This is a genomic window from Paenibacillus foliorum, assembly GCF_013141765.1.
GTDB classification, from domain to species: Bacteria; Bacillota; Bacilli; order Paenibacillales; family NBRC-103111; genus Paenibacillus_S; species Paenibacillus_S foliorum.
The window spans coordinates 390036-413134 of the sequence record NZ_WHOD01000013.1 but is presented as its reverse complement, the minus strand read 5'-3'; the positions used below and the strand labels follow the sequence as shown (position 1 = coordinate 413134).

At 44.1% G+C, this 23099-nt stretch carries 20 protein-coding genes; 2 read left to right on the top strand and 18 right to left on the bottom strand.

Annotation, left to right across the window (positions count from 1 at the left end; translation table 11 throughout):
* Positions 1–116: 116 nt before the first annotated feature.
* From GC093_RS04470 to GC093_RS04385, 18 genes are all read right to left on the bottom strand, one after another.
* Complete coding sequence (locus GC093_RS04470; protein WP_171650638.1) at positions 117–368, bottom strand: hypothetical protein; 252 nt, start codon at positions 366–368, stop codon at positions 117–119.
* A gap of 270 nt (positions 369–638) precedes the next feature.
* Positions 639–794, bottom strand: a complete 156-nt coding sequence (locus GC093_RS04465; RefSeq protein ID WP_171650637.1) for a DUF1540 domain-containing protein — start codon at positions 792–794, stop codon at positions 639–641.
* A gap of 143 nt (positions 795–937) precedes the next feature.
* Positions 938–1537 carry a response regulator transcription factor gene (locus tag GC093_RS04460; RefSeq protein ID WP_171650636.1) on the bottom strand — a complete coding sequence of 200 codons (600 nt, stop codon included), beginning with the start codon at positions 1535–1537 and terminating at the stop codon, positions 938–940.
* Positions 1534–2673 carry a sensor histidine kinase gene (locus tag GC093_RS04455; protein WP_171650635.1) on the bottom strand — a complete coding sequence of 380 codons (1140 nt, stop codon included), beginning with the start codon at positions 2671–2673 and terminating at the stop codon, positions 1534–1536. The genes GC093_RS04460 and GC093_RS04455 overlap by 4 nt, the downstream gene beginning before the upstream one ends.
* A 116-nt stretch (positions 2674–2789) precedes the next feature.
* Positions 2790–3830: a Delta(5) desaturase DesA gene (gene desA / locus GC093_RS04450; protein ID WP_171650634.1), complete on the bottom strand. Its 1041-nt coding sequence runs from the start codon at positions 3828–3830 to the stop codon at positions 2790–2792.
* Between the two features lie 278 nt (positions 3831–4108).
* On the bottom strand, positions 4109–4291 hold the full coding sequence (locus tag GC093_RS04445) for a hypothetical protein (protein WP_171650633.1): 183 nt from the start codon (positions 4289–4291) through the stop codon (positions 4109–4111).
* A 100-nt stretch (positions 4292–4391) separates the two neighbouring features.
* Complete coding sequence (locus GC093_RS04440; protein ID WP_246313463.1) at positions 4392–6092, bottom strand: methyl-accepting chemotaxis protein; 1701 nt, start codon at positions 6090–6092, stop codon at positions 4392–4394.
* 101 nt (positions 6093–6193) lie between these two features.
* Complete coding sequence (locus tag GC093_RS04435; protein ID WP_171650629.1) at positions 6194–7141, bottom strand: dihydroorotate dehydrogenase; 948 nt, start codon at positions 7139–7141, stop codon at positions 6194–6196.
* Positions 7138–7926: a dihydroorotate dehydrogenase electron transfer subunit gene (locus tag GC093_RS04430; RefSeq protein WP_171650628.1), complete on the bottom strand. Its 789-nt coding sequence runs from the start codon at positions 7924–7926 to the stop codon at positions 7138–7140. Before GC093_RS04430 ends, GC093_RS04435 begins: the two co-directional genes overlap by 4 nt.
* On the bottom strand, positions 7895–9217 hold the full coding sequence (locus tag GC093_RS04425) for a Zn-dependent hydrolase (RefSeq protein ID WP_171650627.1): 1323 nt from the start codon (positions 9215–9217) through the stop codon (positions 7895–7897). The genes GC093_RS04430 and GC093_RS04425 overlap by 32 nt, the downstream gene beginning before the upstream one ends.
* Before the next feature lie 217 nt (positions 9218–9434).
* Positions 9435–10208 carry an ABC transporter permease gene (locus GC093_RS04420; protein WP_171650626.1) on the bottom strand — a complete coding sequence of 258 codons (774 nt, stop codon included), beginning with the start codon at positions 10206–10208 and terminating at the stop codon, positions 9435–9437.
* 16 nt (positions 10209–10224) lie between these two features.
* Positions 10225–11262, bottom strand: a complete 1038-nt coding sequence (locus GC093_RS04415; protein ID WP_246313367.1) for an ABC transporter substrate-binding protein — start codon at positions 11260–11262, stop codon at positions 10225–10227.
* Complete coding sequence (locus GC093_RS04410; RefSeq protein WP_171650625.1) at positions 11259–12047, bottom strand: nucleoside phosphorylase; 789 nt, start codon at positions 12045–12047, stop codon at positions 11259–11261. Before GC093_RS04410 ends, GC093_RS04415 begins: the two co-directional genes overlap by 4 nt.
* A 24-nt stretch (positions 12048–12071) precedes the next feature.
* Entirely contained in the window at positions 12072–12839 is a 768-nt protein-coding gene (locus GC093_RS04405) for an ABC transporter permease (RefSeq protein WP_171650624.1), read from the bottom strand.
* Complete coding sequence (locus GC093_RS04400) at positions 12839–13582, bottom strand: ABC transporter ATP-binding protein (protein WP_171650623.1); 744 nt, start codon at positions 13580–13582, stop codon at positions 12839–12841. Before GC093_RS04400 ends, GC093_RS04405 begins: the two co-directional genes overlap by 1 nt.
* Before the next feature lie 340 nt (positions 13583–13922).
* Positions 13923–15125: a phosphopentomutase gene (gene deoB / locus GC093_RS04395; protein WP_171650622.1), complete on the bottom strand. Its 1203-nt coding sequence runs from the start codon at positions 15123–15125 to the stop codon at positions 13923–13925.
* Positions 15126–15181: 56 nt separating this feature from the next.
* Entirely contained in the window at positions 15182–16468 is a 1287-nt protein-coding gene (locus tag GC093_RS04390; RefSeq protein ID WP_171650621.1) for a dihydroorotase, read from the bottom strand.
* Positions 16469–16628: 160 nt separating this feature from the next.
* Entirely contained in the window at positions 16629–18299 is a 1671-nt protein-coding gene (locus GC093_RS04385; protein ID WP_171650620.1) for a PucR family transcriptional regulator, read from the bottom strand.
* A 289-nt stretch (positions 18300–18588) separates the two neighbouring features.
* Here GC093_RS04385 and GC093_RS04380 point away from each other — a divergent pair, with 289 nt between their 5' ends.
* Both GC093_RS04380 and carB read left to right on the top strand, forming a co-directional pair.
* Positions 18589–19773 carry a carbamoyl phosphate synthase small subunit gene (locus GC093_RS04380; protein WP_171650619.1) on the top strand — a complete coding sequence of 395 codons (1185 nt, stop codon included), beginning with the start codon at positions 18589–18591 and terminating at the stop codon, positions 19771–19773.
* A complete protein-coding gene (gene carB, locus GC093_RS04375) occupies positions 19760–22948 on the top strand; it encodes a carbamoyl-phosphate synthase large subunit (RefSeq protein ID WP_171650618.1) in 3189 nt (1062 codons plus the stop codon). The genes GC093_RS04380 and carB overlap by 14 nt, the downstream gene beginning before the upstream one ends.
* The last annotated feature ends 151 nt before the right edge of the window (positions 22949–23099 follow it).

Here is a 23099-nt window from a genome sequence, read left to right as displayed (position 1 = left end):
GCTATTCCATCGCTTCGCAACAGCAAGATTGACAATATACCACGTATAGCCCACCCATTGCAAGTGTTATTTATTATTTATTCCTATTTCGAACTGCTGTGAGCGTAAGCTTATTTCTACTGGATCTCAAAACCTAATTGCTGTGCTCTCTTAAGGGCATCTGGGGAAAACTTATTCTTCTTATACTTCTTTTCAATTTCTTCCTGAGTTAGAGGAATCCAGCGAAAATCCTTATTAATATAGATCATGCTTTTAAAACCCCAATCCACATGAATGGTTCTGTTGGCGACTTTAGTGATCTTTCCAATTTTCGTAACAGCAAATCCAACTGTATCAATACAATATTTATTTAATATAGTAGTATTCATTTTCTCTCTCCTGTTCTAATTTATACATCTCTTCGTAAGCATTTTATTAGTTTAACAGTATTTCTAAGAATTTGACAATGTCGAAGCACATTATACTCCCATTCGAACGGGTTAATCTGATTAAATAATGAATAAAGTTCATCGTTTGGACTTATGGATAAATAAATAAAATGAAAATAAATTCATTAAATTGTGATAACGATTATCATTGTCGGTTAAACTATAAAAGAAAAAGACAACTGCTGTAACAGTTGCCTTCGTGTTCACTCATTAAATTTGGGGTTCAAAAGTTTTACAATCGGTTTCCTCCGAGTTAGCAGCCTGTTTACCGCGATGGCTAACTACATAAATAGAGGAAGCATTGCATTTATTGCCTGTTGCCCAATACTTACAGGAATTGACGTCACATAGAACATCCTTGGCCATGTACATTCACCTCCTTCTTACCTATCAGTATTGTCTAACTATAGGATTAACATTCCTATGGCTTATTAACTTTGTAAAAAACAAAAAAGCCGCAGGGAGCAAGTTACCTCCCACGGCTTAACATTTAAAGCTAAATTCTGACGTCATTTGAACCATCCTTTTTCATTGAAATGCTTGATAGCTTCGATCCGGTTACTGACATCAAGCTTATCGAGGATGACTGAAATATAATTTCGAATGGTTCCTGTAGTCAGGTAGAGCTGGCTCGCAATTTCCTTAGTGTTCTTTCCATCGGCTATCAAGGATAGAACCTGCTTCTCCCGTTCAGTCAATGGATTGTCATCGCTATACGCCTCATCGACCAATTCCGAGGCATAAACCCGGCGGCCGCTCAATACACTCCGAATGGTGTTAGCTAGCTCCTCGCTTGGACTATCCTTCAACAAATACGCGCTTACACCTGCCTTGATTGCACGATCAAAATAGCCTGCACGCGCAAAGGTTGTTAGAATGATGACCTTGCACCTGTCCCCTTTTAATTGTTCGGCAACCTCAAGCCCGGTTTTCACTGGCATTTCAATATCCATGATACAAACATCAGGTTGATGAAGACGTACAAGCTCTAAAGCTTTTTCGCCATCTGCTGCTTTACCTACAACCTCCATGTCCTCTTCCAAATCAAGCAGGGAACCGAGAGCTCCCAGTAACATTCGTTGATCTTCAGCAATCACAATTCTTATCATGTACGCTCACCCTTATCCGATTGGTTTATCATTTGGGGGATTCTCATGATGATTGTTGTTCCTTCAGACAGTACAAACTCAAGGCTTCCGTTAACGAATTCCAGTCTCTCTTTTATCCCCTGCAATCCATTTCCCCTTTTAATATTGAATTGCTCTGTCAAGCCTATTCCATTATCATGAACTTTCATCAAAAGCTCCGATTGGGTTCGCTCAAAAGTGAGGGAGCAAGCCGAGGCGCCGCTATGTTTGACAACATTGGTTACGGCTTCCTTCAGACACATGCTTAGCACATTTTCTGACAATAAAGAGACGTTAGCAATGGCGTCGTTACCTTCCAAACAGAATTCAATTTGAGCGGCCTTCAGAATTTGCTGAACATGAGAAATTTCCTCTTCGATCCTTGTTCCCCTCATTTGCGAAACAATATGTCTAACTTCCTTCAATGCCGTTCTGGCCGTTTGCTGGACATCCTTTATTTCCGCACGTGCTCTATCTGGATCTTTAGTTATTAGTTTACTGGCTAAATCACTCTTCAACCCTATAAGCGATAGCTTTTGACCCAGTGTATCATGTAAATCTCGAGCTATACGCTGACGCTCCTCGATCTTGACCAGCTCAGAAATCCTCATATTGGCATCCTTAAGCTGCTCCTGAAGCTCTCCACGCTTATTGCGGTTGTAACTGCCTAATGGAAGTAGAACGACGCCGATAAGACAGATTAATATAAAAGGAGCTTGCGATAGGAAAAACTTATTTTGCAAAATAAAGCCAATATTTACGGTTATGATGCTCGTTACTATATGAACGGTGTAAAGCGTAATAAACCCGGCCTTATTCTGAATATTCCCAATAAAGAATGCTAGGAAGAAGGAAAAGTAGGCGTAATTAAAAAGAATCGTCATCGCAATAGATATAGCAATTTGTAAGCTTATGCCCACATATACCGGCCAGCCTTTATAATAAAAGGTCAACCGGTAGCAGAAAAAAAAGGCAATAATCATCAAAATTCCCGATGTAATCTCCAAATTAGATGAAGAACGGAAGATAAAATAGAACGGAAGAATACCAAACACGAGCCACACATAGGGGCTTAGTCCAGTGCTTTTGGGAAAAAGTTGGTATTTCTTCAGCTGCATGGCAAATTCTCCTAATTGACGTACATTCGTTACTTCTATTTTAGCATATATAAATCAAAGTTTGGATAAGCATTGCAAGGAATGTAGTGTCATATGTGCCCACTTAGTATTCCCAGTTATGCAGACTTTTTTGTGCCAGCCGTTAATGGTTTTGGCTTTAGAAGCAGATGACGAATTTCCTTAAATCCAACAAATGCTTTGTTCTCCTCATCCCATAGACGGAATTGTAGTGATTTAAGACTAGTAGCAATGGTGATGGTTGTAACTTGCTGCAAGGGCGGCACCGCGTTATGGGCTTCCTCCAGATGATAGTTCGGCACTCTTGGATTTAAATGATGCACATGATGGAAGCCAATGTTTCCTGTTATCCATTGCAATACTTTGGGGAGCTTGTAATAAGAGCTTCCTTCAACAGCAGCTTTAACATAACTCCATTCCTCTTCATTCTCAAAGTAGGAGTCTTCAAACTGATGCTGTACATAAAATAGCCAAATCCCGAGTGCACCCGAAATCCAGAAAATCGGACCTTGTATCAATAAAAACGTTTGCCATCCGATGGCCCAGCAAAGAAGGCTGTATAAAGCAACAATACATATATTAGTGATCCATGTGTTGATACGTTCCGGACGGCGAGCGCCTTTTACGTTAAAGCGTTGCGCAATAAGGAAGGTGTAGATAGGTCCAACGATGATCATGCTCAATGGGTTGCGATATAACCGATAGGCAATCCGGCTCCATAAAGGCAAAGCTATATATTCATCTACGGTGAGCATCCATATATCTCCAATGCCCCGTTTATCTAAATTGCTGCTTGTTGCATGATGAATCGAGTGAGCATTTTTCCATTGGTGATAAGGAAACATTGTAATGACTCCCGTAACTGTACCAAGAATTTCATTAGCTAACCGATTTTTGAAAAAGGATTGATGACAACAGTCATGGAAAATGATAAAAGTACGTATCACAAATCCAGATGCAATGATGGAGAAAGCGAGCGAAAGCCAGTAAGAAACAGATAAGCTTAAATACGCAGCTACCCACAACAGGATTAAAGGAGGTATGGTGTTGAGAATTTGTCTTACACTCGATTTCGTGATTGATTTTTCATAAGGGGCGACGTTTTTTCTCAACTGAGCTTGATGATTAGAACTAGACATGGGTTCCTCCTTGAAATGTACGCTTAAGCTAGACATGACTCATGACATTTAGCTCCACCTTTATTGTAATAAAAGAAAACAAGTAATGTTAGTCATAAGTGTCAAGTCATACACATGACAAATGTCATGTCGGCAGGATAAAGTGAATAGCGATCTTCATGCAACAGCCGATCAAAAAACGGTAATGAAGGGCAGTACACCGGAGGTCTGGTTGCTAAAAAAAGCAGCTACCTCCCAAAAGAGGTGCTGCTTTTATAAAAATTAGCTATCATTTAAAATCAAATTGAATTAAGTTCAAATACTTTTTTGAGCTCATCAAAATCTAAATCTAATTGCTTGCAGCATATTTCCACTTTTGCAAAAAAGTTGTTTTCCTCACTTGGCTGATCGCGTTCCACATAGTACATGTTAATTAGTTCATACAGCTCAGATACTACTTTAACTCTCTCCACTTTATCCATTTAAATCATCCCTTCTATCTCTAATAAAAATTGTAATGATTCCTTATAATTATACAATAAAACGCATAAATAATCATTGTTTTTTTGTTTAACCCTATATTTACAATCGGAAATGCTGCAAGGTCAGCTGCAACTCCTCAGAAAGCTTGGCAAGCGAATCCGCCGCACTCCTAATCTCCTCCATGCTTGAAAGCTGCTCCTGACTGGATGCTGTGCTTTGACGACTGACAGTCATCCCTTCCTTGGCCACCTCATTAACCACATCCATTACAGACACGATCCTTTCGCTGCCTGAGATAAGCTGATCAATGGTATTTTTAACACTGGTAACTCCCACATATACATGATCAACCGCCTCATCAATATGATGAAAAACGATTTGGGTATGCTTCGTTTTTTCAATCCCTAGCTCCACTTCACCTAAGCCGTGCTGCATCGTGCTGCCAATCCGCTTCATCTCCGCTTGAATCATACCAATCAGCTTCTCAATGTGATGAGACGAATCGGCTGATTCATCAGCAAGCTTTCGCACCTCTGCAGCTACTACGGTAAAGCCTTTTCCCGCTTCCCCTGCGCGTGCTGCTTCAATAGCTGCATTCAAGGAAAGCAGGTTGGTTTGTGCGGCAATCTCATGAATGACAGCGACAAACTTTCCTATTTCCTGAATATGTCCAGTCAGCAGTTCAACCGTGGTGTCGAGGTCTTTTACCGTTGTATAAATGGACTTCATTTGCTCGGATACGGACGATACGTTCGATGCTCCTTCTTTCGAAAGGCCCGCTGCTTTGGCTGCAGACAAATAAACATGTTCACTGTTATCACCAATAGTTACGACATTCCCTCTGATTTGATAAATAGCCGTGGTTGCAGCTTCTATACTCTGCACTTGCTTGTCCAGCTCCTGCTCCAAATGTTCACTTGAAGTTGCGATTTGTTCAGAGGCGGAAGCCCCTTGTTCGGTACCGGCAAGAAGCTGTTGAGAGCTCGCAGAAATAATAAGTGCATTCTCTGATACCTGAACGACCAAACCACGCAAGCCCTGAAGCATATTATTGAAGGAATTAGTTAAATTGCCCACCTCATCCTTGTATGGGTAATCCCCGACAACGGAAAGATCTCCAGCTTCAGCTCGGTTCATTAGAGACTGCAGGGAGAGAATGGGCTTCGTAATTACATAGTTGATGAGAAGTCCTACAACTATAAATACACTGACTGCCAACAAGGTTGCTATCAGTGTAAAGAGTTGTGCCGATGCCGATTCTTTCTCGGTTTGTTCATACAATTGCTCGGCAATTTGTTCATTGTGTGCTGATAAATCAGAAAGAATCTGATTAACCTGATTGCCTAAAATGCTGGCTTCACTCACAAAAGCATCATATGCCTTCGCTTCGTTATTGCCAGCAGCAAGCTCAATTACTTTGACTGATGCAGCACGATAGGCAGGGAGCACAGCCTTATACTTTTGAAGCAGCTCCTGCTCTGTCGAACTCTTAGCAAGCTTCCCGTATTCTTCAATAGTAGTATCGATGAATTGATCTTGCTTGCTAATTTTGCTTTTCAACAATTCATCCTTGGTTAACACAAACTCAAGCATACTCGCTTCGTTCATACGTGTAGCCGTTTGAATTGCATTGATACCTTTAACCGGCAATAAGCGGTTTGTGTACATGTCCTTCGTATTTACAGCCATACCGGTCATATAGTGATAACCTACGAAAGCAATAACAAGGATAGAAATAATGGCCGTTACATTCAATATAAGAATTTTATATCGAAACCTTAGATTACGGAGCACATCCATACTCAAGATAAACCTCCATACAGTTATGCGCATCCTATTGGGGCATACTGCTGATTTACGTTCTGATCGCGCCGAATTTCCTATGTAGAAGAAGCGGATAGTTAATCCGCAATATAAGTATTGTTTACCATAACTTTCCCAATTAATTGTTTAATATCCTGAATTTGATACTGAACCATATAGTCCTTCATTTCTTGTAAAATATCGAGCATAGCCGTTGGTTGGACAAAGCTGGCCGTTCCCACTTGTACGGCGGTAGCCCCAGCCAAGATCATTTCGATCGCGTCTTCCCCATTCATAACACCGCCACAGCCGATAATCGGGAGTTCGGTAACTTGACGGACCTGGTAGATCATTCGAACAATAATTGGCTTGACGGCAGGACCAGAGAGTCCGCCCATGTTATTGCCAATCTTGGGCTTGCGCGTATGAATATCGATAGCCATAGCCAGTATCGTGTTAGCTACATTCAATCCATCTGCCCCGCCTTGTTCCGCTGCAAGAGCAATTTCCTGAATGCTGGTTACATTAGGCGACAGCTTAGCGATGATCGGCTTATCCGTCACTTCCTTTACGTGACGAACCAATTCTCGCGTTGCTTCCGGGTCCATCCCGAACGCAAGCCCATTTCCTTTTAGATTAGGGCATGAGATATTCAGCTCTAATGCGCTAACTGCCTCCAGCTTCCCGATAATCTCGGCCATCTCCGTAAATTCGCCAATCGAATCAGCCGAAATACTGGAGATTAGAGGAACCTCATATTGCTTATAATAAGGAATGGTCTTTTCCAGGTAATATTCAATTCCTTTACTTTGAATCCCAATGGAGTTAATCATTCCTGCTGGAACTTCGCATACTCTCGGGGTCAAATTACCTTTGCGTGGATACTTCGTAATGCTTTTGGGAACGATGGCCGCGATTTTATTGAAGTCAATCACCTGATCCATCTCTTCTCCAAAGGCGCCGGAGGCAGGCATTATCGGATTCTGCAACCGGAGACTCCCAATATTGACTTCCAGCTTCAATGTTTCCTGATCTACTTTCATCATGCCAGCACCACCTGTTCTAAGGAAAACACAGGACCTTCTTTGCAAACCCTTACGGTTCGGGTTGAACCGTCCGCCTCTTGAATATCGCATACACACGCAAAACAAACGCCCATTGCACAGCCCATATTTTCTTCCAAAGCGATTTCGGCGAAAATGTCCTGTTCCGCAGCAATCTCCTGCAAAAGCATCGAGAGCCGTTGCGAGCCGCAAGTGTAAGCAGCGCTGATCTCATCCTCGATCATAATTTGCTCAATCAGCTGTCGTACCTGTTCAACACCGCTAGTTCCATCTTCATCGGTCACTTTATATACCTTCGCTCCAAAGCCTTGAAGCGCCTCTGCAGCGAGCAGATCATTGCGTGTTCTCGCACTAAGAATCGCCACGCTGCGAATCCCCTGCTCTGCCGCTTCCTGTGCAAGTGCTGCCAAAGTGGCTATGCCTACTCCGCGTGCAAGCATAAGAATGGTCCCTTCGTTTTCCCGTAATGTAAAGCCTGTTCCGAGCGGGCCAAAAATATCGACAGTCTCTCCTGCCTTGATTCCAGCCAAACGCTGCGTACCAATCCCTTTGACCAAATAGAGAAATTCAAGTGTGTTAGAATCCTTATTAATTCTATATATGCTAAATGGCCGACGCAGCAGAGGGAAATTATCCTCTCCACACAGAACATTAAAAAATTGTCCTGGTCTCGCTGAAATATGCAGGTCCGATGCATCTACAATCATATGCCAATATCGTTCGCTAACTTGCTGATTAGATAATACTTTTCGTTTTTCTGCTCTCATGATGTTTGCTCCTATCCATGTTGTTTTTAAATGTCCCGGACGGCTTAATCTGTACTTCTTCCGCACACCGGAGAACGACTTCTTCCAACAAGGCGGCGCCTTTAGCTATTTGGGCAATCGAGCTGTATTCATCCTTATGATGGCTTACCCCGTCCCGTGATGGAATAAAGATCAAACCAGTCGGACAAATACTTGCCATATTCATTGCATCATGTCCGGCACCGCTCATCATATTCAGATAAGCGATACCTTGAGCTTCACATAAAGAAGATAACAACCGTACCGTATATTTATCCAGAACGACGGGCTTCTCATCACTTAAAATTCTAGCTTCAATCTGAAGTCCGCGTCTTTTTTGCAACCCACGGAATAATTTGAACAGACGTTCGATGATGATTTGTCTAGACGTAATTACGGTTCCACGAATATCGATCTTTAAGCTTACCCAGTCCGGAACGACGTTCATCGCTCCCGGATGAACATCACATACTCCTGCAGTAGCAACTGTACCATGCTCGGCTTCCTCTAAAGCTGCCTTTTCCAGCTCAGTAATGATCTCGGCCGCTCCGATCAGTGCGTCCTGACGCATGTTCATTGGAGTCGTCCCCGAATGGGACGCCTTGCCTTGGATCGTTACTTCCAGACGGATCGGAGCAGCGATTCCCGTTGCAATGCCAACTTCTCTACCACTGTTCTCCAGCAACGGGCCTTGCTCAATGTGAAGCTCAAAAAAAGCTTTAATTTCTTTCTCGCTTCTCCGCGCAGTTTCAATATGGGTAAAGTCCAAACCAACAGCAGCTAATGCTTCCGGAAAAGAAACACCCTCATTGTCCCGCAGCTTCTGGAGCGACTCTTTGTTTAGCTTGCCAGCCATTGCTTTGCTTCCTATTGTAGATACTCCAAAGCGCGCTGATTCTTCACAAGCAAATGAGATAAGTTCGATAGAATTGCGAGTAACGACGCCTTTCTCATTCAAGCTTCTTATCATTTCCAAGCCTGCAATAACGCCAAGAGTTCCATCGTACCCGCCACCATGCTGTACCGTATCGAGGTGCGATCCGCATGTTACTGCTGGAAGCTGAGGCTCGCTGCCTTCACGCCGTGCAATTACATTTCCACATGCATCAATTCGGACGGTCATGCCTTCTTCCTTGCATTTCCCGATAAAATATTCGTTCGCCGCCCAATGTTCACTGGAATAGGCGAGTCTGGTTATTCCCTGTCCCTTTGAAGCACCGATCTCATTAACTTCCTTCAATGCAGCTTCCAAACGATTTATATTCACGAGCATTCACCTCATTATACTTAAGCTTTTTCCTCAGTATACGTAAGAGAAAAAGAACAGTCATTGTGTATAAAGCCGAAAGATGTCGGTTTCTTTTGTCCGTTTAGATAAGATACGCTTGCCGCAAAAAACTCAGAATTCCGGTATTAAAAGAAACACCCCAACGCTTGAGATCTGTCAGACAGATGACTTAACGTCGGGGTGGGTTTAAGCAGAAATCTATTTACATAATAAGCTCTTGAGACTCATGCCAACGAAGAAGCCTTTTCTCCAACCTATCCGACAACATGTATAGCAGCAAGCCTATTACACTTAACAATAAAACCGCCGTTAAAATCATATTAATGTCATAGGTTTCGCTGCCCAGGATAACAAGATACCCTAAACCAGCCTTCGCTCCGATCATTTCACCAATGACCGCACCAGTTATGGCATACGTTGTAGATACTTTGACCCCAGACATAATAGAGGGCAATGAAAATGGAATCTCTACGGTCCAGAAACGCTGCCACCGGTTAGCCTTCAGAATTTGCAGTAAATCCTGCATATTCTTTTCTACAGAACGGATCCCGACAATCGTGTTAACCATAATGGGAAAGAAGACAACCAGTATCACCAGAGCAATCTTTGAGGTTGCCCCCAAGCCAAACCATAAGAGAAATAGGGGGGCAATAGAAATTTTCGGTGCTATTTGAATCAAAACAATATACGGATTGAACAGACGTTCTAACAGTACACTTTTCGCCAGCAAATAACCGAAGCCTAATCCAGTTACACACCCAATCAGGAATCCAATGAATATCTCATATAGCGTAATCCCAATGTGCGTTCCCATATCACCCATAGTCAAAATTTTGAGAAATTTGGATACGAACAATGCAGGTCCCGGAAGAATTTGTACCGGTATATGGAAAAGAGATACATAAGCCTGCCACAAACCAATGAACACAAGTAACGTTAGAATAACGAGAAAGCCTTTTCGTCCAAAATAATTCATAGTGCATTCACCTGCGTTACTTTAGATTTGGGACAACTAAATCTTCCGCTTTAACGGTTGTCTTAATAATGTCAAATGTTTTTTGCGTATCGATCGACGTTTGCCATCTAGCCATATCAGCAGCTCCATAGCCGTCTTTCTTGGTCAAGTCGCTCTGCCACAGATAAGGGATGAACACATCATTGAAGATTTTCTCAGTAATTTCCTGTTTTCCTTCAGAGGACGTAGCATACTTCTTGATGGACATATCGACAGCTGCTTTCACATTGCCTTTAATAATATAATCCAACGACTGGTTCAAAGCTTTGTTGAATGCGATAACCGTGTTCTTATTCGTGGACAAGTATTTATCCGAAGTTACAACAACATTACCAAAGGAAGGCAGGAAATCATCGGAACGAATTTCGTCCACATCCACACCACTGTTTTTAAGCTCAACTGTTCTTAGCATGGAGAAGGTGATAGCATCAACTTCATCAGACACCAATGCATTTACAATAGCGCCAGTACCTACGATTTTGGCATTAACATCCTTGATATTCATGCCATTCTTCTCAAGCAGCACCTGCAATTGAATATAGTTCGGGCTTCCGAAGCTAGTTACGGCAACCGTTTTACCTTTCAAATCTTTAGGGCTTGTAATGCCTTTACCTTTTTTGAAAATAGTTGCTCCCAAACCGCGCTGATAAGTCGTGTGCACAACTTTTACTGGAATCCCTTGTGATTTCGCTGTAATAACTGCATCCGCATTCGGGAATCCGAATTGGACATTGTCAGCAGCTACGTTTTTCACGATACTGGCAGCATCTGCATACACGAAATCTACATCCAAACCTTGCTCCTTAAAGAAACCTTGCTCTTTGGCTACATACATCGGTGCATAGTAAGGAACAGCTGCTCCGTCCATTTGAACCGTAACCTTTTGAATTTCCTTTGGCTTCTCTCCGCCGGCAGCAGGTGTTGGTGAAGTTTCGGGTTTGGCCCCGCATGCAGCCAATAAGCTGGCTACAAGTGTAAAACTAAGTAAAAGGCTAAGTGATTTCTTCTTCATCATGAAACAACACCCCTTGTTATTAATTTGTCTACTGCGTGTAAGGCGACCTTGCATAATTTCATTTGACTTTCCTCATAATCCACCAGCCATTGATTGGTGATTCGGTTAGCGTGGACCACAAGCAATGTGCCCGCATAAGCCCCCATAACCGAAGCAATGGTTAACAGCGTCTCCGATTCCATCTCAAGATTGAGCACTCCAAGCGCCTTCATTTCCTCAATGATGTTAGCTGAGTAATTATAAGGGCTTACGTCTCTCCCCTGACCATGGTAGAACGAAGAGGTGGTTGCACCTATTCCGAGATGATAGCGGTAACCTAAATCCTCACAGGCTTCAATTAGGGCTTGCACGACATAATGATTGGCTAGCGCTGGAAATTCAGGACGTGCATAATGATTCGTAGTCCCTCCCAACCGAACGCTGCCCGTGTTGATGATCATATCTCCACAATCAATTCCTTCTTGAATAGCAGCAGTTCCACCGATTCTGAGCAAGCATTTGGCCTTTAATCGGAGCAATTCCAGAACAGCTATTTCTGTAGAAGGGCCCCCTATGCCTGTCGAACATACCGATACGGGATTGCCATTGAATTCGCCTGTCCCTACTTTAAATTCACGATTGGAGCTGATGATCTTATAATTGCTGAACAAATCTCGAATCAACTCTACACGCCCTGGATCACCCGGCAACAGCACATAGGGCGCTGTTTCTCCTTCGGAGATACGAAGATGCGGTACCTTGGTGCCTTCGTATAAGGGAAAATCCGCTTGAATAAACCTGGTCATGGCCTGCCCCCACTTCCTCTCGAATTATTTCATTTGCTTGGAATCATGCCAGAAAAGAAACCGATTCTCTAAAAAACTAATTAAAGCGTAGAAAATGATCCCAACGACAATGGTGTATATAATACTGGCAAAAAGCATGGGAGAATTATAAGTGGTACTGTTAAATACCAACAAATAGCCTAGCCCGCTTTCACCGGATATCCACTCAGCAACGATGGCAGCAATAACGGCCTGTACCATCCCGACCTTCAAGCCTGCAAAAATTTGCGGCAAAGAATGGGGTAGCTCGACTTGAATAATTTTTTGCCACCAGTTTAGGCCTGTAATTTGCATTAAGCATTTCAGGTTATAGGTGACACTTTTCAATCCGAATATCGCACCTAGCATAACGGGAAAAAACACCATAGAAATAATCAACATAAGCTTGGAGGTGAACCCTAGTCCGAACCAAATAACAAATAGAGGAGCAAGCGCTATCTTAGGCGCCGTCTGAGCGAGAAGAATGTAGGGCATCAAAGCATCCTCAAGAAATTTGAATTTGCCGATTAGATAGCCGATTACATAACCGAAAACTATTCCCAATACGAAGCCTGCCAGAACTTCTCCTGAGGTAACGAAAAAATGATGCATCAGATCTTGGGTCGAAAACATCTCTATAAGAGCTTTACCGACATCCGCAGGAAGCGGTACTATAAATGCAGGCACATCGAAAATGACAACATACGCGTACCAAAGGATTACAAGAAAAAGGATAGCTGCGAAATACTCTCCGACCTGCCTCAATCTTTGCATTAGCCTAACACTTCCCTTAGCTTTTTAACATAATTCACGAACTCAATCGTTTCCTTCATTTCCACCGTTCTTGGATGAGGCAGGTTAATATCAATAATCTCATCAATTTTTCCAGGACGTGGGGACATGACGATAACACGATCGGATAGAAATGCAGCTTCCGATATGCTGTGAGTTACAAACAGAATGGTCTTTTTCGTTTCCGTCCAAATACGAAGCAGCTCGATCCCCATTTTGTCGCGAGTCAGCGCATCCAACGCACCGAACGGCTCATCCATCAATAGAACATCAGGGTTATAAGACAACGCTCTCACTATCGCAACCCTTTGTCTCATCCCTCCGGACAGCTCACGTGGATATGCTTTTTCAAAGCCTTTTAATCCTGCAAGCTCCAATAGCTTATCCAGGTTTTCCATATTTTCTTTGGTTTCTATTTTTTTCACTTCAAGCGGGAACTTAGCATTCTGATAAACGGTTTTCCACGGAAGAAGAGTAGCGTCCTGAAACACAAAGCCGATATTGTCAGCCGATTTCTCCCATGTTATCGAACCTGACGATGGTGTATCCAAATTGGCAAGAATTCGCAATAATGTTGATTTCCCACAGCCGGATGGACCTATGATGGAAATAAACTCACTTTTTTTCACATTCAAATCAATATGTGTTAAAGCCTGTACCTCTCGACCATCGCTAGCCTTGTATATCTTGTTTACATCTTCGATGCGAATCGCTGTTGTAGACACGCTAGATAACACCCCTTTACGTTCATCTTGTACGATAACACTTTTTTTGAATTACCTCTAAAAGCATCTATCGATTGTATGAAATATATTTTATCCGTTTAAAATGTAATACGATATGTCCAGATGGACAAAAAACGAGATTTACATTTGTCCATTGCGACATATACATTTCCATTTTTATGATTCAGAGCTAATTTGATAATAATGGATGTCAACTACATGAAAGTTTGACCTATTTTCACAGGCTGTATCCCATTTGAACTGAGGCTGGGTACCTTACGGTTTAGCGCATACTGGCTAAGCTTGCAGCATTTCCCTACATTATTCATGCCCTCTGTTCTTACGGACTATACGGCTTCTGCTCTTGAATACAAGAAAGAAAGCTTTCCCCCTGCGACGGGAGTTTTACGTGGAAATTGTCAGCAATAGTGGCTCCAATGTCAGCAAAGGTCGAGCGGATTCCGAGGTTGTTTCCCTTGTCCTGACCCTGCTTCGATACGAGGAGCGGCACATATTCCCTTGTATGATCGGTACCTGTATGGGTCGGGTCGTTGCCATGATCGGCAGTGATAATCAACAAGTCATCGGAGCTTAAGCCTTCCATTATTTCAGGTAAACGAGCATCGAACTCCTTCAGCGCTGCTGCGTAGCCTTGCGGATCACGGCGATGTCCATAATTAGCGTCAAAATCAACAAGATTCAAGAAACACAAGCCGTTAAAATCCTGTTTCATGACCGTCAACAGCTGGTCTACTCCATCCTGATTGGATTTGGTTTTTAAGCTTTCGGTAATACCTAAGCCTGCGAATATATCGGATATCTTACCAATCCCAATGCTATCAAACCCAGCCGCAACCAAATGGTCCATAACCGTGGAAGTTGGTGGCGTCACTGCGTAATCCCGTCGATTTGGAGTTCTAACGAATTGACCAGGCTCACCTGTAAAAGGACGGGCAATAACCCTCCCCACAAAGTTGTCCGCATTAAGGGTCATTTCCCTGGCTTTACTGCAAATCTCGTACAGCTCTGCTAAGGGAACTATGTCTTCGTGCGCCGCAATTTGGAGCACACTGTCGGCTGAGGTATATACAATAAGAGCTCCATTCTGCATATGTTCAAGCCCCAGCTCATCCATGATTTCCGTGCCGGATGCCACCTTGTTGCCGATAACAGAACGGCCTGACTCCGATTCCAATGCTTGTATGAATGCTTCCGGAAAACCTTGAGGATACGTTTGAAACGGAACGTCGTTCCTCACGCCCATGATCTCCCAGTGTCCTGTCAGCGTATCCTTTCCCGCCGAAAGCTCGGCCATCTTCCCATAATGAGCCTTCGCATGCTCAACAGCAGCTACGCCTTGAATAGCACCGATACGACCAAGTCCCAATTGTTCCAAGTGAGGCAGACGCAATTCTCCGACAGCCTCCGCAATATGTCCAAGTGTATTGGAACCTAGATCGCCATAATGGGAAGCATCCGGCAGCTCCCCTATCCCAACGCTGTCCAGAACGATGAGGAAAACCCTTGAAAATCGAATAGTCATTAGTTTTTAGCCCCTTTACCTATTCCTATGCTGCAAGGATTATTCATTCAAACAAATTAATTAAGCATCTCGTCGTAAACAACGGTTCCATTAACCATAGTTAAAACGGCTTTCCCCTTGAGCTTCATACCGGCGAATGGACTGTTTCGCGATTGAGATTTAAATTGTTCCGGATCTACCGTCCATTCTTTCTGCGGATCCAATATCGTAATGTCTGCGTCGGAGCCCTTCGTCAGTCTTCCTGAGGGTAGTCCCATAATTTCGGACGGGTTGACCGTTAATTTAGCAAGGGCATCCATAAGGGACAGTCTTCCGGAATGAACCAGGAACGTAAAGGTTAAACCAACAGCTGTCTCTAGCCCTACCAATCCAAATGGAGCTTCTCCCAATGGACGCGCTTTCTCCTCTGCCGTATGAGGAGCGTGATCCGTTGCAATTGCCTCGAGGGTTCCGTCTGCAAGACCTGCAATGACAGCTTCTACATCTTCCTTAGTTCTCAGCGGAGGATTGACTTTAGCCAAAGTGCCGCATAGTAACGCCTGTTCATCAGTAATGGAGAAATGATGCGGGGCTCCTTCCCCCGTAACTCGCACTCCTCTGGCCTTGGCTTCACGTATAAGCTGCACCCCTCTGGCTGTTGAAACATGCTGAATGTGAAGCTGGGCACCGGTTTCTTCCGCGAATAAAATGTCGCGAGCTATAATCAATTCTTCACCAAGCCTAGGAATCCCAGGATCCCCAAGCTGATTGCTTACCTCGCCTTGATTCAGGGAACCACCACTTACCAAATGATGATCCTCGCAATGCGAGCTAATCGGAACATCCAGTTCCGCAGCTTTGCGAAAAGCTGTGTACACAAGCTTGGGATCCATAACGGTTCTCCCATCATCAGTAAACGTAACCGCACCGGCTTGCTTCAGGCTCTCCATCTCCGTCAGCACTTTCCCTTCAATCCCGTAGGTTAGCGCAGCCGAGGAATAAACCTTAACAACCGCTTGCTCAAGTCCAGTTCGCAGCACATACTCCAATGTTTCTACGGTATCGATGCTAGGCTTCGTGTTAGGCATACAAACTACCGATGTAAATCCGCCGGCTGCTGCAGATAGAGCTCCTGATGAAATCGTTTCCTTTTGTGGGAAGCCTGGATCCCGGAAGTGGACATGAATATCGACAAGACCAGGAACAACAAGCAATCCAGAAGCATCTATGATATGATCATCAACAGTCACGTTCGTTATAGGTCCAATATGAACAATTTTTTCATCTTCAATGATTACGTTAGTGATTTCCATAAAATGAGTTTCCGGATTTATGACCGTTCCATTTTTGATAAGCGTTCTCATAAGATGTCACTCCTTGAACTTCTGATACTAGAAATGTTATCAAGAAAATGAGGCAGCGAATATGTAGAGCAGGACAAAAAAATAAACCGACTTTTGTCGGTTTAGCCAAGAGTTATTTTCAGATGAACTTTGCTTGCCCTCACGAAAAAAAATAGACCTCTTATACATTCCCCGATTGCAGAATTTGATCAATTTTCAATCCCATATGAAGTAATAATCGCTTTTCCGCATCATGGACACTGCAGCCGGTTACTTGCTCTATTTTTTGCATCCGATATTTCATTGTATTTACGTGTACGAACAGCTTTTCCGCGGTTTCAGCCAATGAGCAATTGTTTGCGAAATACTCCCTCAAAGTGACCATAAGACTGGCATTGTTGCTCCAATCGTACTCCACCAGCTTACCGATCGTCTCCGAATATAGCTCCTCCATTTCCTTCCAATCATTAACTTGACCCAATACACGAAAAATTCCCAAATCCTCGTAATGTACACAGCCTGTTTTACCGCTGATCGGCTTTCCCAACTGAATGGCCTTGACCGCTTCCTTGTACCCCTGATGAATTCCCTCCAACCCCTGATAGAATCGCCCGACACCAACAGTAAAAGATAATTCCTCGAATTCCTGCGAAAGCTGCCGGCGCGCGGATTCCGCTAAATCCATAATGGCACCGTTATTCGGATCTGTGGTATAGGGAAGCATCCCCGCTTCAGCTGCCAGCTCCCGATGATAAAGTACAACGATAAGTTCTTTCCTAACCGTAATAATAGCTTTTTGAACATCAAATCGAAAAATATCATTCACTTTCAAGAGCAGCTTTCGTTTGCGCTCCTGAAACCATAGCGCTTCGTTCTCGTGTTTTACTATTGGCTGGGCAGAATTGGAATACGCAATAACAAACACTTGATAGTCCTTGGATAAATTCCAATTGAACATCTTGCCCTTCTCAATGATTTCCGCTTTATCCACAACATTTCCTGTCAGAACTTCAGATAGAAAATCATCCTTAAAGGTCTGCTCCACGTCTGTCCTCGTTATCACTTTTAAAAACTCAAGCGCCATCAACAGCACCGTTCGATCCAACACAAGAAAATCACGTTCAACAAATTCTCTTTTTGTTTGCCAGCAGGTAACATCACCGTACAATTCATCGTTCAACAGCAGCGGAGTTACTATGCATGGAGTAATCTGATCATCAAGTACTCGATCCATTCTTATGGAACGCTTAGCAATTCTCAGCTCGTTTTTTTGCGCCCGCGTCAGAGGAGAGACCACTTTCCGCCACGAGATCCCTTCCAATGCCGGAACTTCCGAGCCAACCGTGATAATATTTTCGGTCATTTGCTGCACAGCTTCAATCAGAGCAGGAATACCCTTCCCGCCCATTGCAAGCTCTGTAATCCACTGAAAAAACTTTTCCAGCTGCTCTTTTCCCAGGTCCGACTTATTCAACCGAAGCTCCATCAAAGGAGTCATAATATCTAAATAGGAGACTTCATCTTCTATTTCTATTATCGGAAACCCGAGACGATTCCCAGCTTCAATAATCACCTCTGGAATTTGTTTCACATAACGTTCCGTCTTAATGGCTAACGCGGAGCTACCGACATCATGCAGCTGCTGAACCAACTTCCCGATGGCCTCCGGATCGTCTTTGATAGGATATAGGCTGGTCAACAGTAAGTCATTCCCTTTTAACCACCGAATAACGTCTGGGACCTCCATGACTGTAATATAGTCAATCGTTCTATGAAGTCCCTTCTCTCCGGCAACCACTTTACAATTAACCAGTCCACCAATCTGCATGGCTTCCTTTACGCTGACTCCCATTTGTCCACCCTCCTCTATCTTTCAGTTAAAATTCCCCATATGTACAATGAACGATATTATAACTAAATGAAATCGATTATACACTATTTATGTCTGCTTCAATAATTATGAGAAAAACAGATAACTGAATATATGGATATTATTGTGCTTTTTCGAGTCAATAGCAAGAAACAAGGCCAATCGGGGGTTGTATATATATTCATTTTAATGTATATTTAATCACAAATTGACTTACTCGAGCTAGTATCCCTCATATTTCATATAAATATTTTTTTAGGAGTGAATCATCATGAATGCCAGATTGTTGTTGGAGGATGGAACCGTATTTGAAGGAAAAGCTTTTGGCAGTGAAGGAGAATCGTCGGGAGAGGTTGTATTCCACACCGGTATGACCGGTTATCAGGAAATACTATCCGACCCTTCTTATTGCGGGCAGATGATTGCCATGACCTACCCGTTAATCGGAAACTACGGAATAAACCGCGATGATTTCGAAGCTATTCGGCCATGGGTTCAAGGCTTTATCGTACGGAATCATGAGCTTTCACCCAGCAATTGGCGATCCTCCATGAACCTTAGTACTGTGTTGAAGCAATATGGCATACCTGGGATTAGCGGTATTGATACACGGATGCTGACACGTATTATTCGGCAGCACGGTACGATGAAAGGACTGATGACGACCAGCAGCAAGCCGATCGCAGCACTGCAAGAACAGCTTCATGCCATGCTGCCGCTGCGTAATCAAGTTGCAATTGTTTCGACACCGCAGCCATACCGCAGTCCAGGAACCAAAGAGCGCATCGTGCTTATAGATTTTGGCTGCAAATTAGGTATTCTTCGCGAGCTCACAAGCCGGGGATGCGACGTGATTATCGTTCCTCATGATACAACGGCCGCGCAAATCCGCAACTTCCATCCGGACGGCGTCTTGCTTTCCAACGGTCCGGGAGATCCTAAGGATTCGGCTCATGCCTTGCCCGTGATTCGCGAGCTTCTTGGTGAGATTCCACTGTTCGGAATTTGTCTTGGGCATCAGCTATTCGCACTCGCCTGCGGTGCCGATACCGGGAAGCTAGCCTTTGGCCACCGCGGCTCCAATCATCCTGTTAAGGATGTGGCAACGGGACGCTGTCTCATCACATCACAAAACCACGGTTATACCGTAATTGATGCTACAGTAGCTTCAACCGACCTAATCATCACTCATATTAATAATAATGATGGCACTATTGAAGGTCTTAAGCATAATTGTCACCCTGCATTTTCCGTACAGTTTCATCCTGAAGCGGCTCCTGGGCCTTATGACAGTAATACACTATTCGATCATTTTCTGGAATTGATTCACCGTTTTCAGCGGGAACGTACTTTAGGACGCCTCTTAGAAAACTCTGCAAGTATTAGTGAAGCTCATACAGCATCGACTGAAATTTCATCACATAAAGGAGCCCAATTGGTATATGCCGAAAAATAACGCTTATCAAAAAATTCTCATTATTGGATCAGGCCCTATCGTGATTGGGCAAGCAGCAGAATTCGATTATGCCGGCACACAAGCCTGCGAAGCGCTAAAAGAAGAAGGCGTGGAGGTTGTGCTCATTAACAGTAATCCAGCCACTATTATGACTGACTCTACGTTTGCCGACAAGGTTTATATGGAGCCTATCACTCTGGAATTCGTCAAGCAGATCATTCGAAAAGAGCGTCCAGACGGTTTACTTGCCACTCTCGGCGGACAAACGGGACTCAACATGGCTATGGAACTTGATCAAGACGGTATCCTAAAGAGTGAAAATGTACAGCTACTAGGAACCCAGTTGGATTCTATCCGCAAAGCGGAGGACCGTGAGCTGTTCCGAGATCTGATGAAGGAACTGCGGCAGCCTGTGCCTCAGAGCATCATAGTTACAGAAACTAACGCTGCGCTTCAATTTGCGGCTCAGATCGGGTATCCAGTCATCGTCCGCCCCGCTTATACGTTAGGCGGAACTGGAGGAGGGATCGCCAAGGATGCTGGAGAACTGTTCGAAATAGTTCGTTCCGGTCTGCACTGCAGCCCCATCGGCCAATGTCTGGTAGAGAAAAGCATTGCCGGCATGAAGGAAATAGAGTATGAAGTCATGCGCGATGCCAATGACAATTGTATGGTTATTTGCAATATGGAAAATTTCGATCCGGTAGGCGTTCATACAGGTGATAGCATTGTCGTTGCTCCTAGTCAAACGTTATCAGACCGTGAATATCAGATGCTGCGCACGGCATCCATACAAATAGTTCAGGCTCTTGGCATCGAAGGCGGCTGTAACGTGCAATTCGCGCTGGACCCGGACAGTTACCAATATTACGTTATCGAAGTAAATCCGCGTGTCAGCCGTTCATCTGCACTGGCATCCAAAGCGACTGGCTATCCGATTGCCAAGATGGCTGCAAAAATTGCAATGGGTTATACGCTTGATGAGGTTATCAATCCGGTCACAGGTAAAACCTATGCCTTCTTCGAACCTGCACTGGATTATGTAGTTACTAAGATCCCTCGTTGGCCCTTCGACAAATTCCCAGCAGCTAACCGCACGCTTGGTACCCAAATGAAGGCTACCGGAGAAGTCATGGCCATTGGCCGCAGCTTCGAGGAATCGCTTCAGAAGGCCGTTCGTTCCCTTGAAATAGGTACTTCGCGGCTGAATCTCCCTGAGACGAAGCAGCTTACTCAGGCAGAGCTGCAAATGCGGCTGCAGAAGGCTGATGATGAAAGGCTATTTCTGATAGCTGAGTCTTTTCAACGCGGCTATACCGTGGATGAAATTCATCGCCTGACCCAGGTAGATCACTGGTTCTTACAGAAGATTGAACAGTTGATTCTATTCGAACAGCTGCTGTCAGAAGAAGACCTACTGGATGCACGACTTCTGGAAGCCAAGAAATTAGGCTTTAGCGATCAGGCCATTGCAGAAATTCGCCACTCTGCAAATCCCTCCTTCCCATTTACAACAGTTACTGACATTGAAGAGCACAGATATACTTTAGGTATGATTCCGGTATTTAAAATGGTGGACAGCTGTTCCGCTGAATTCGAAGCGACATCATCTTATTATTATTCGACCTACGAAGTGGAGAATGAGACGCCTGAATCCACAAAACCCAAAATCGTAGTACTAGGTTCGGGTCCCATACGTATCGGGCAAGGTATTGAATTTGATTACTCCACGGTTCATGCGGTCAAGGCTATTCAAGAGGCGGGGTATGAAGCGGTTATTATCAATAATAATCCGGAGACCGTATCTACAGATTTCAATATTTCGGATCGCTTATACTTTGAACCCCTCCATCTTGAGGACGTCATGCATGTTATTAATCATGAACAGCCTGAAGGAGTTATCGTACAATTCGGCGGGCAAACGGCTATTAAACTAGCTGCCGCTTTAGCCGAGCGGGGCATTCGCATTTTTGGCACAAGCTTTGCTGGAATTGATACCGCCGAGGATCGGAAGAAATTCGAGCTCCTTCTTAGGGAGCTGCAAATTCCTCAGCCGTTGGGAGACACTGCCCATTCGATCAAGGAGGCTGTGGCGGCCGCTGACCGAATCGGCTATCCGGTTTTAGTGCGTCCCTCCTATGTTCTTGGAGGACGCGCGATGGAAATTGTGCATTCCGCTTCAGAGCTTGTCACTTACATGGAACGCGCGGTGCAGGTAAATCCCTTGCATCCTGTCTTAATTGATCGATACATGCATGGAATCGAAGCGGAGGTTGACGCTATTTATGATGGAACAACCATCTTGATTCCTGGCATTATGGAGCAAATTGAACGAACAGGAGTGCATTCAGGGGATTCCATAGCTGTATACCCTCCACAAAGCTTGTCACGCGGCGTCAAGGATCAAATCGTTGATATAACAACGAAGCTGTCCAAGCATCTGAACGTTATTGGACTGGTTAACATTCAGTTTTTAGTGGTGCAGGAGCAAGTTTATGTCATCGAAGTCAATCCTCGCGCCTCAAGAACGGTTCCTTTTATGAGCAAAATCACGAATGTATCGATGGCTAATATCGCAACAAAGGTATCCTTGGGGCAAAGTCTCTCTTCATTCGGATATCCAGAGGGTCTGCTTAAGGAAGCAGATGAAATTTCAGTTAAAGTTCCGGTATTTTCACTTCATAAGTTAAGTGGCGTGGAAATAGCACTAAGCCCTGAAATGAAGTCCACAGGCGAAGTTATCGGGAGAGACCCCCTTTATGCTAAAGCATTGTTTAAAGGCTTTCTTGCCGCAGGAATGAAGCTGCCCGCCCAAGGAACCGTCATTGCCTCCATAGCTGACAAGGATAAAGCAGAGGCTGTCGAGCCGCTAAGAAAGCTGTTCCGCCTCGGTTATCGGATTATCGCAACCCCCGGGACCGCCCAGCTGCTTCAAGCGAACCATATTCCAGCAGCCAGCTATAACATGGAAGAGCTTATCCAATCGCTGAGGAGCCTCAAGGCGGATGTGTTAATCAATACGGTGACAACAGGAAAAATGGCTTCAAGCAGCGGCTTTCAATTACGGCGCGAGGCCATCGAAAGCGGGCTTGTCTGCCTGACCTCAATGGATACCGTGCATGCTTATACAAGTGTATTGGAATCGATATATTGCGCGCCATTCGCTATTCGTTAGGGATGACCGTTAAGGATGGCCGTTAGGGAATCACCGTTCGGGATAGGTTGATGCTTTCCCCATAGCGGCAGGAACATCAACAGCCCTTCCATCGATCGAGCTGCTAAATTGGGGACCGCCCCCACTCGCTTACGGAACGTCAGTTCGTTAT

Bases quoted from the DNA above. Each gene is read 5' to 3' on its own strand.
- GC093_RS04470 (WP_171650638.1), bottom strand. From the start codon at position 368: ATGAATACTACTATATTAAATAAATATTGTATTGATACAGTTGGATTT.
- GC093_RS04410 (WP_171650625.1), bottom strand. From the start codon at position 12,047: ATGACCAGGTTTATTCAAGCGGATTTTCCCTTATACGAAGGCACCAAG.
- GC093_RS04440 (WP_246313463.1), bottom strand. From the start codon at position 6,092: ATGGATGTGCTCCGTAATCTAAGGTTTCGATATAAAATTCTTATATTG.
- GC093_RS04380 (WP_171650619.1), top strand. From the start codon at position 18,589: ATGAATGCCAGATTGTTGTTGGAGGATGGAACCGTATTTGAAGGAAAA.
- carB (WP_171650618.1), top strand. From the start codon at position 19,760: ATGCCGAAAAATAACGCTTATCAAAAAATTCTCATTATTGGATCAGGC.
- GC093_RS04430 (WP_171650628.1), bottom strand. From the start codon at position 7,926: ATGAGAGCAGAAAAACGAAAAGTATTATCTAATCAGCAAGTTAGCGAA.
- GC093_RS04435 (WP_171650629.1), bottom strand. From the start codon at position 7,141: ATGATGAAAGTAGATCAGGAAACATTGAAGCTGGAAGTCAATATTGGG.
- GC093_RS04405 (WP_171650624.1), bottom strand. From the start codon at position 12,839: ATGCAAAGATTGAGGCAGGTCGGAGAGTATTTCGCAGCTATCCTTTTT.
- GC093_RS04465 (WP_171650637.1), bottom strand. From the start codon at position 794: ATGGCCAAGGATGTTCTATGTGACGTCAATTCCTGTAAGTATTGGGCA.
- GC093_RS04385 (WP_171650620.1), bottom strand. From the start codon at position 18,299: ATGGGAGTCAGCGTAAAGGAAGCCATGCAGATTGGTGGACTGGTTAAT.
- GC093_RS04455 (WP_171650635.1), bottom strand. From the start codon at position 2,673: ATGCAGCTGAAGAAATACCAACTTTTTCCCAAAAGCACTGGACTAAGC.
- GC093_RS04425 (WP_171650627.1), bottom strand. From the start codon at position 9,217: ATGCTCGTGAATATAAATCGTTTGGAAGCTGCATTGAAGGAAGTTAAT.
- desA (WP_171650634.1), bottom strand. From the start codon at position 3,830: ATGTCTAGTTCTAATCATCAAGCTCAGTTGAGAAAAAACGTCGCCCCT.
- GC093_RS04420 (WP_171650626.1), bottom strand. From the start codon at position 10,208: ATGAATTATTTTGGACGAAAAGGCTTTCTCGTTATTCTAACGTTACTT.
- GC093_RS04415 (WP_246313367.1), bottom strand. From the start codon at position 11,262: ATGATGAAGAAGAAATCACTTAGCCTTTTACTTAGTTTTACACTTGTA.
- GC093_RS04445 (WP_171650633.1), bottom strand. From the start codon at position 4,291: ATGGATAAAGTGGAGAGAGTTAAAGTAGTATCTGAGCTGTATGAACTA.
- deoB (WP_171650622.1), bottom strand. From the start codon at position 15,125: ATGACTATTCGATTTTCAAGGGTTTTCCTCATCGTTCTGGACAGCGTT.
- GC093_RS04460 (WP_171650636.1), bottom strand. From the start codon at position 1,537: ATGATAAGAATTGTGATTGCTGAAGATCAACGAATGTTACTGGGAGCT.
- GC093_RS04390 (WP_171650621.1), bottom strand. From the start codon at position 16,468: ATGAGAACGCTTATCAAAAATGGAACGGTCATAAATCCGGAAACTCAT.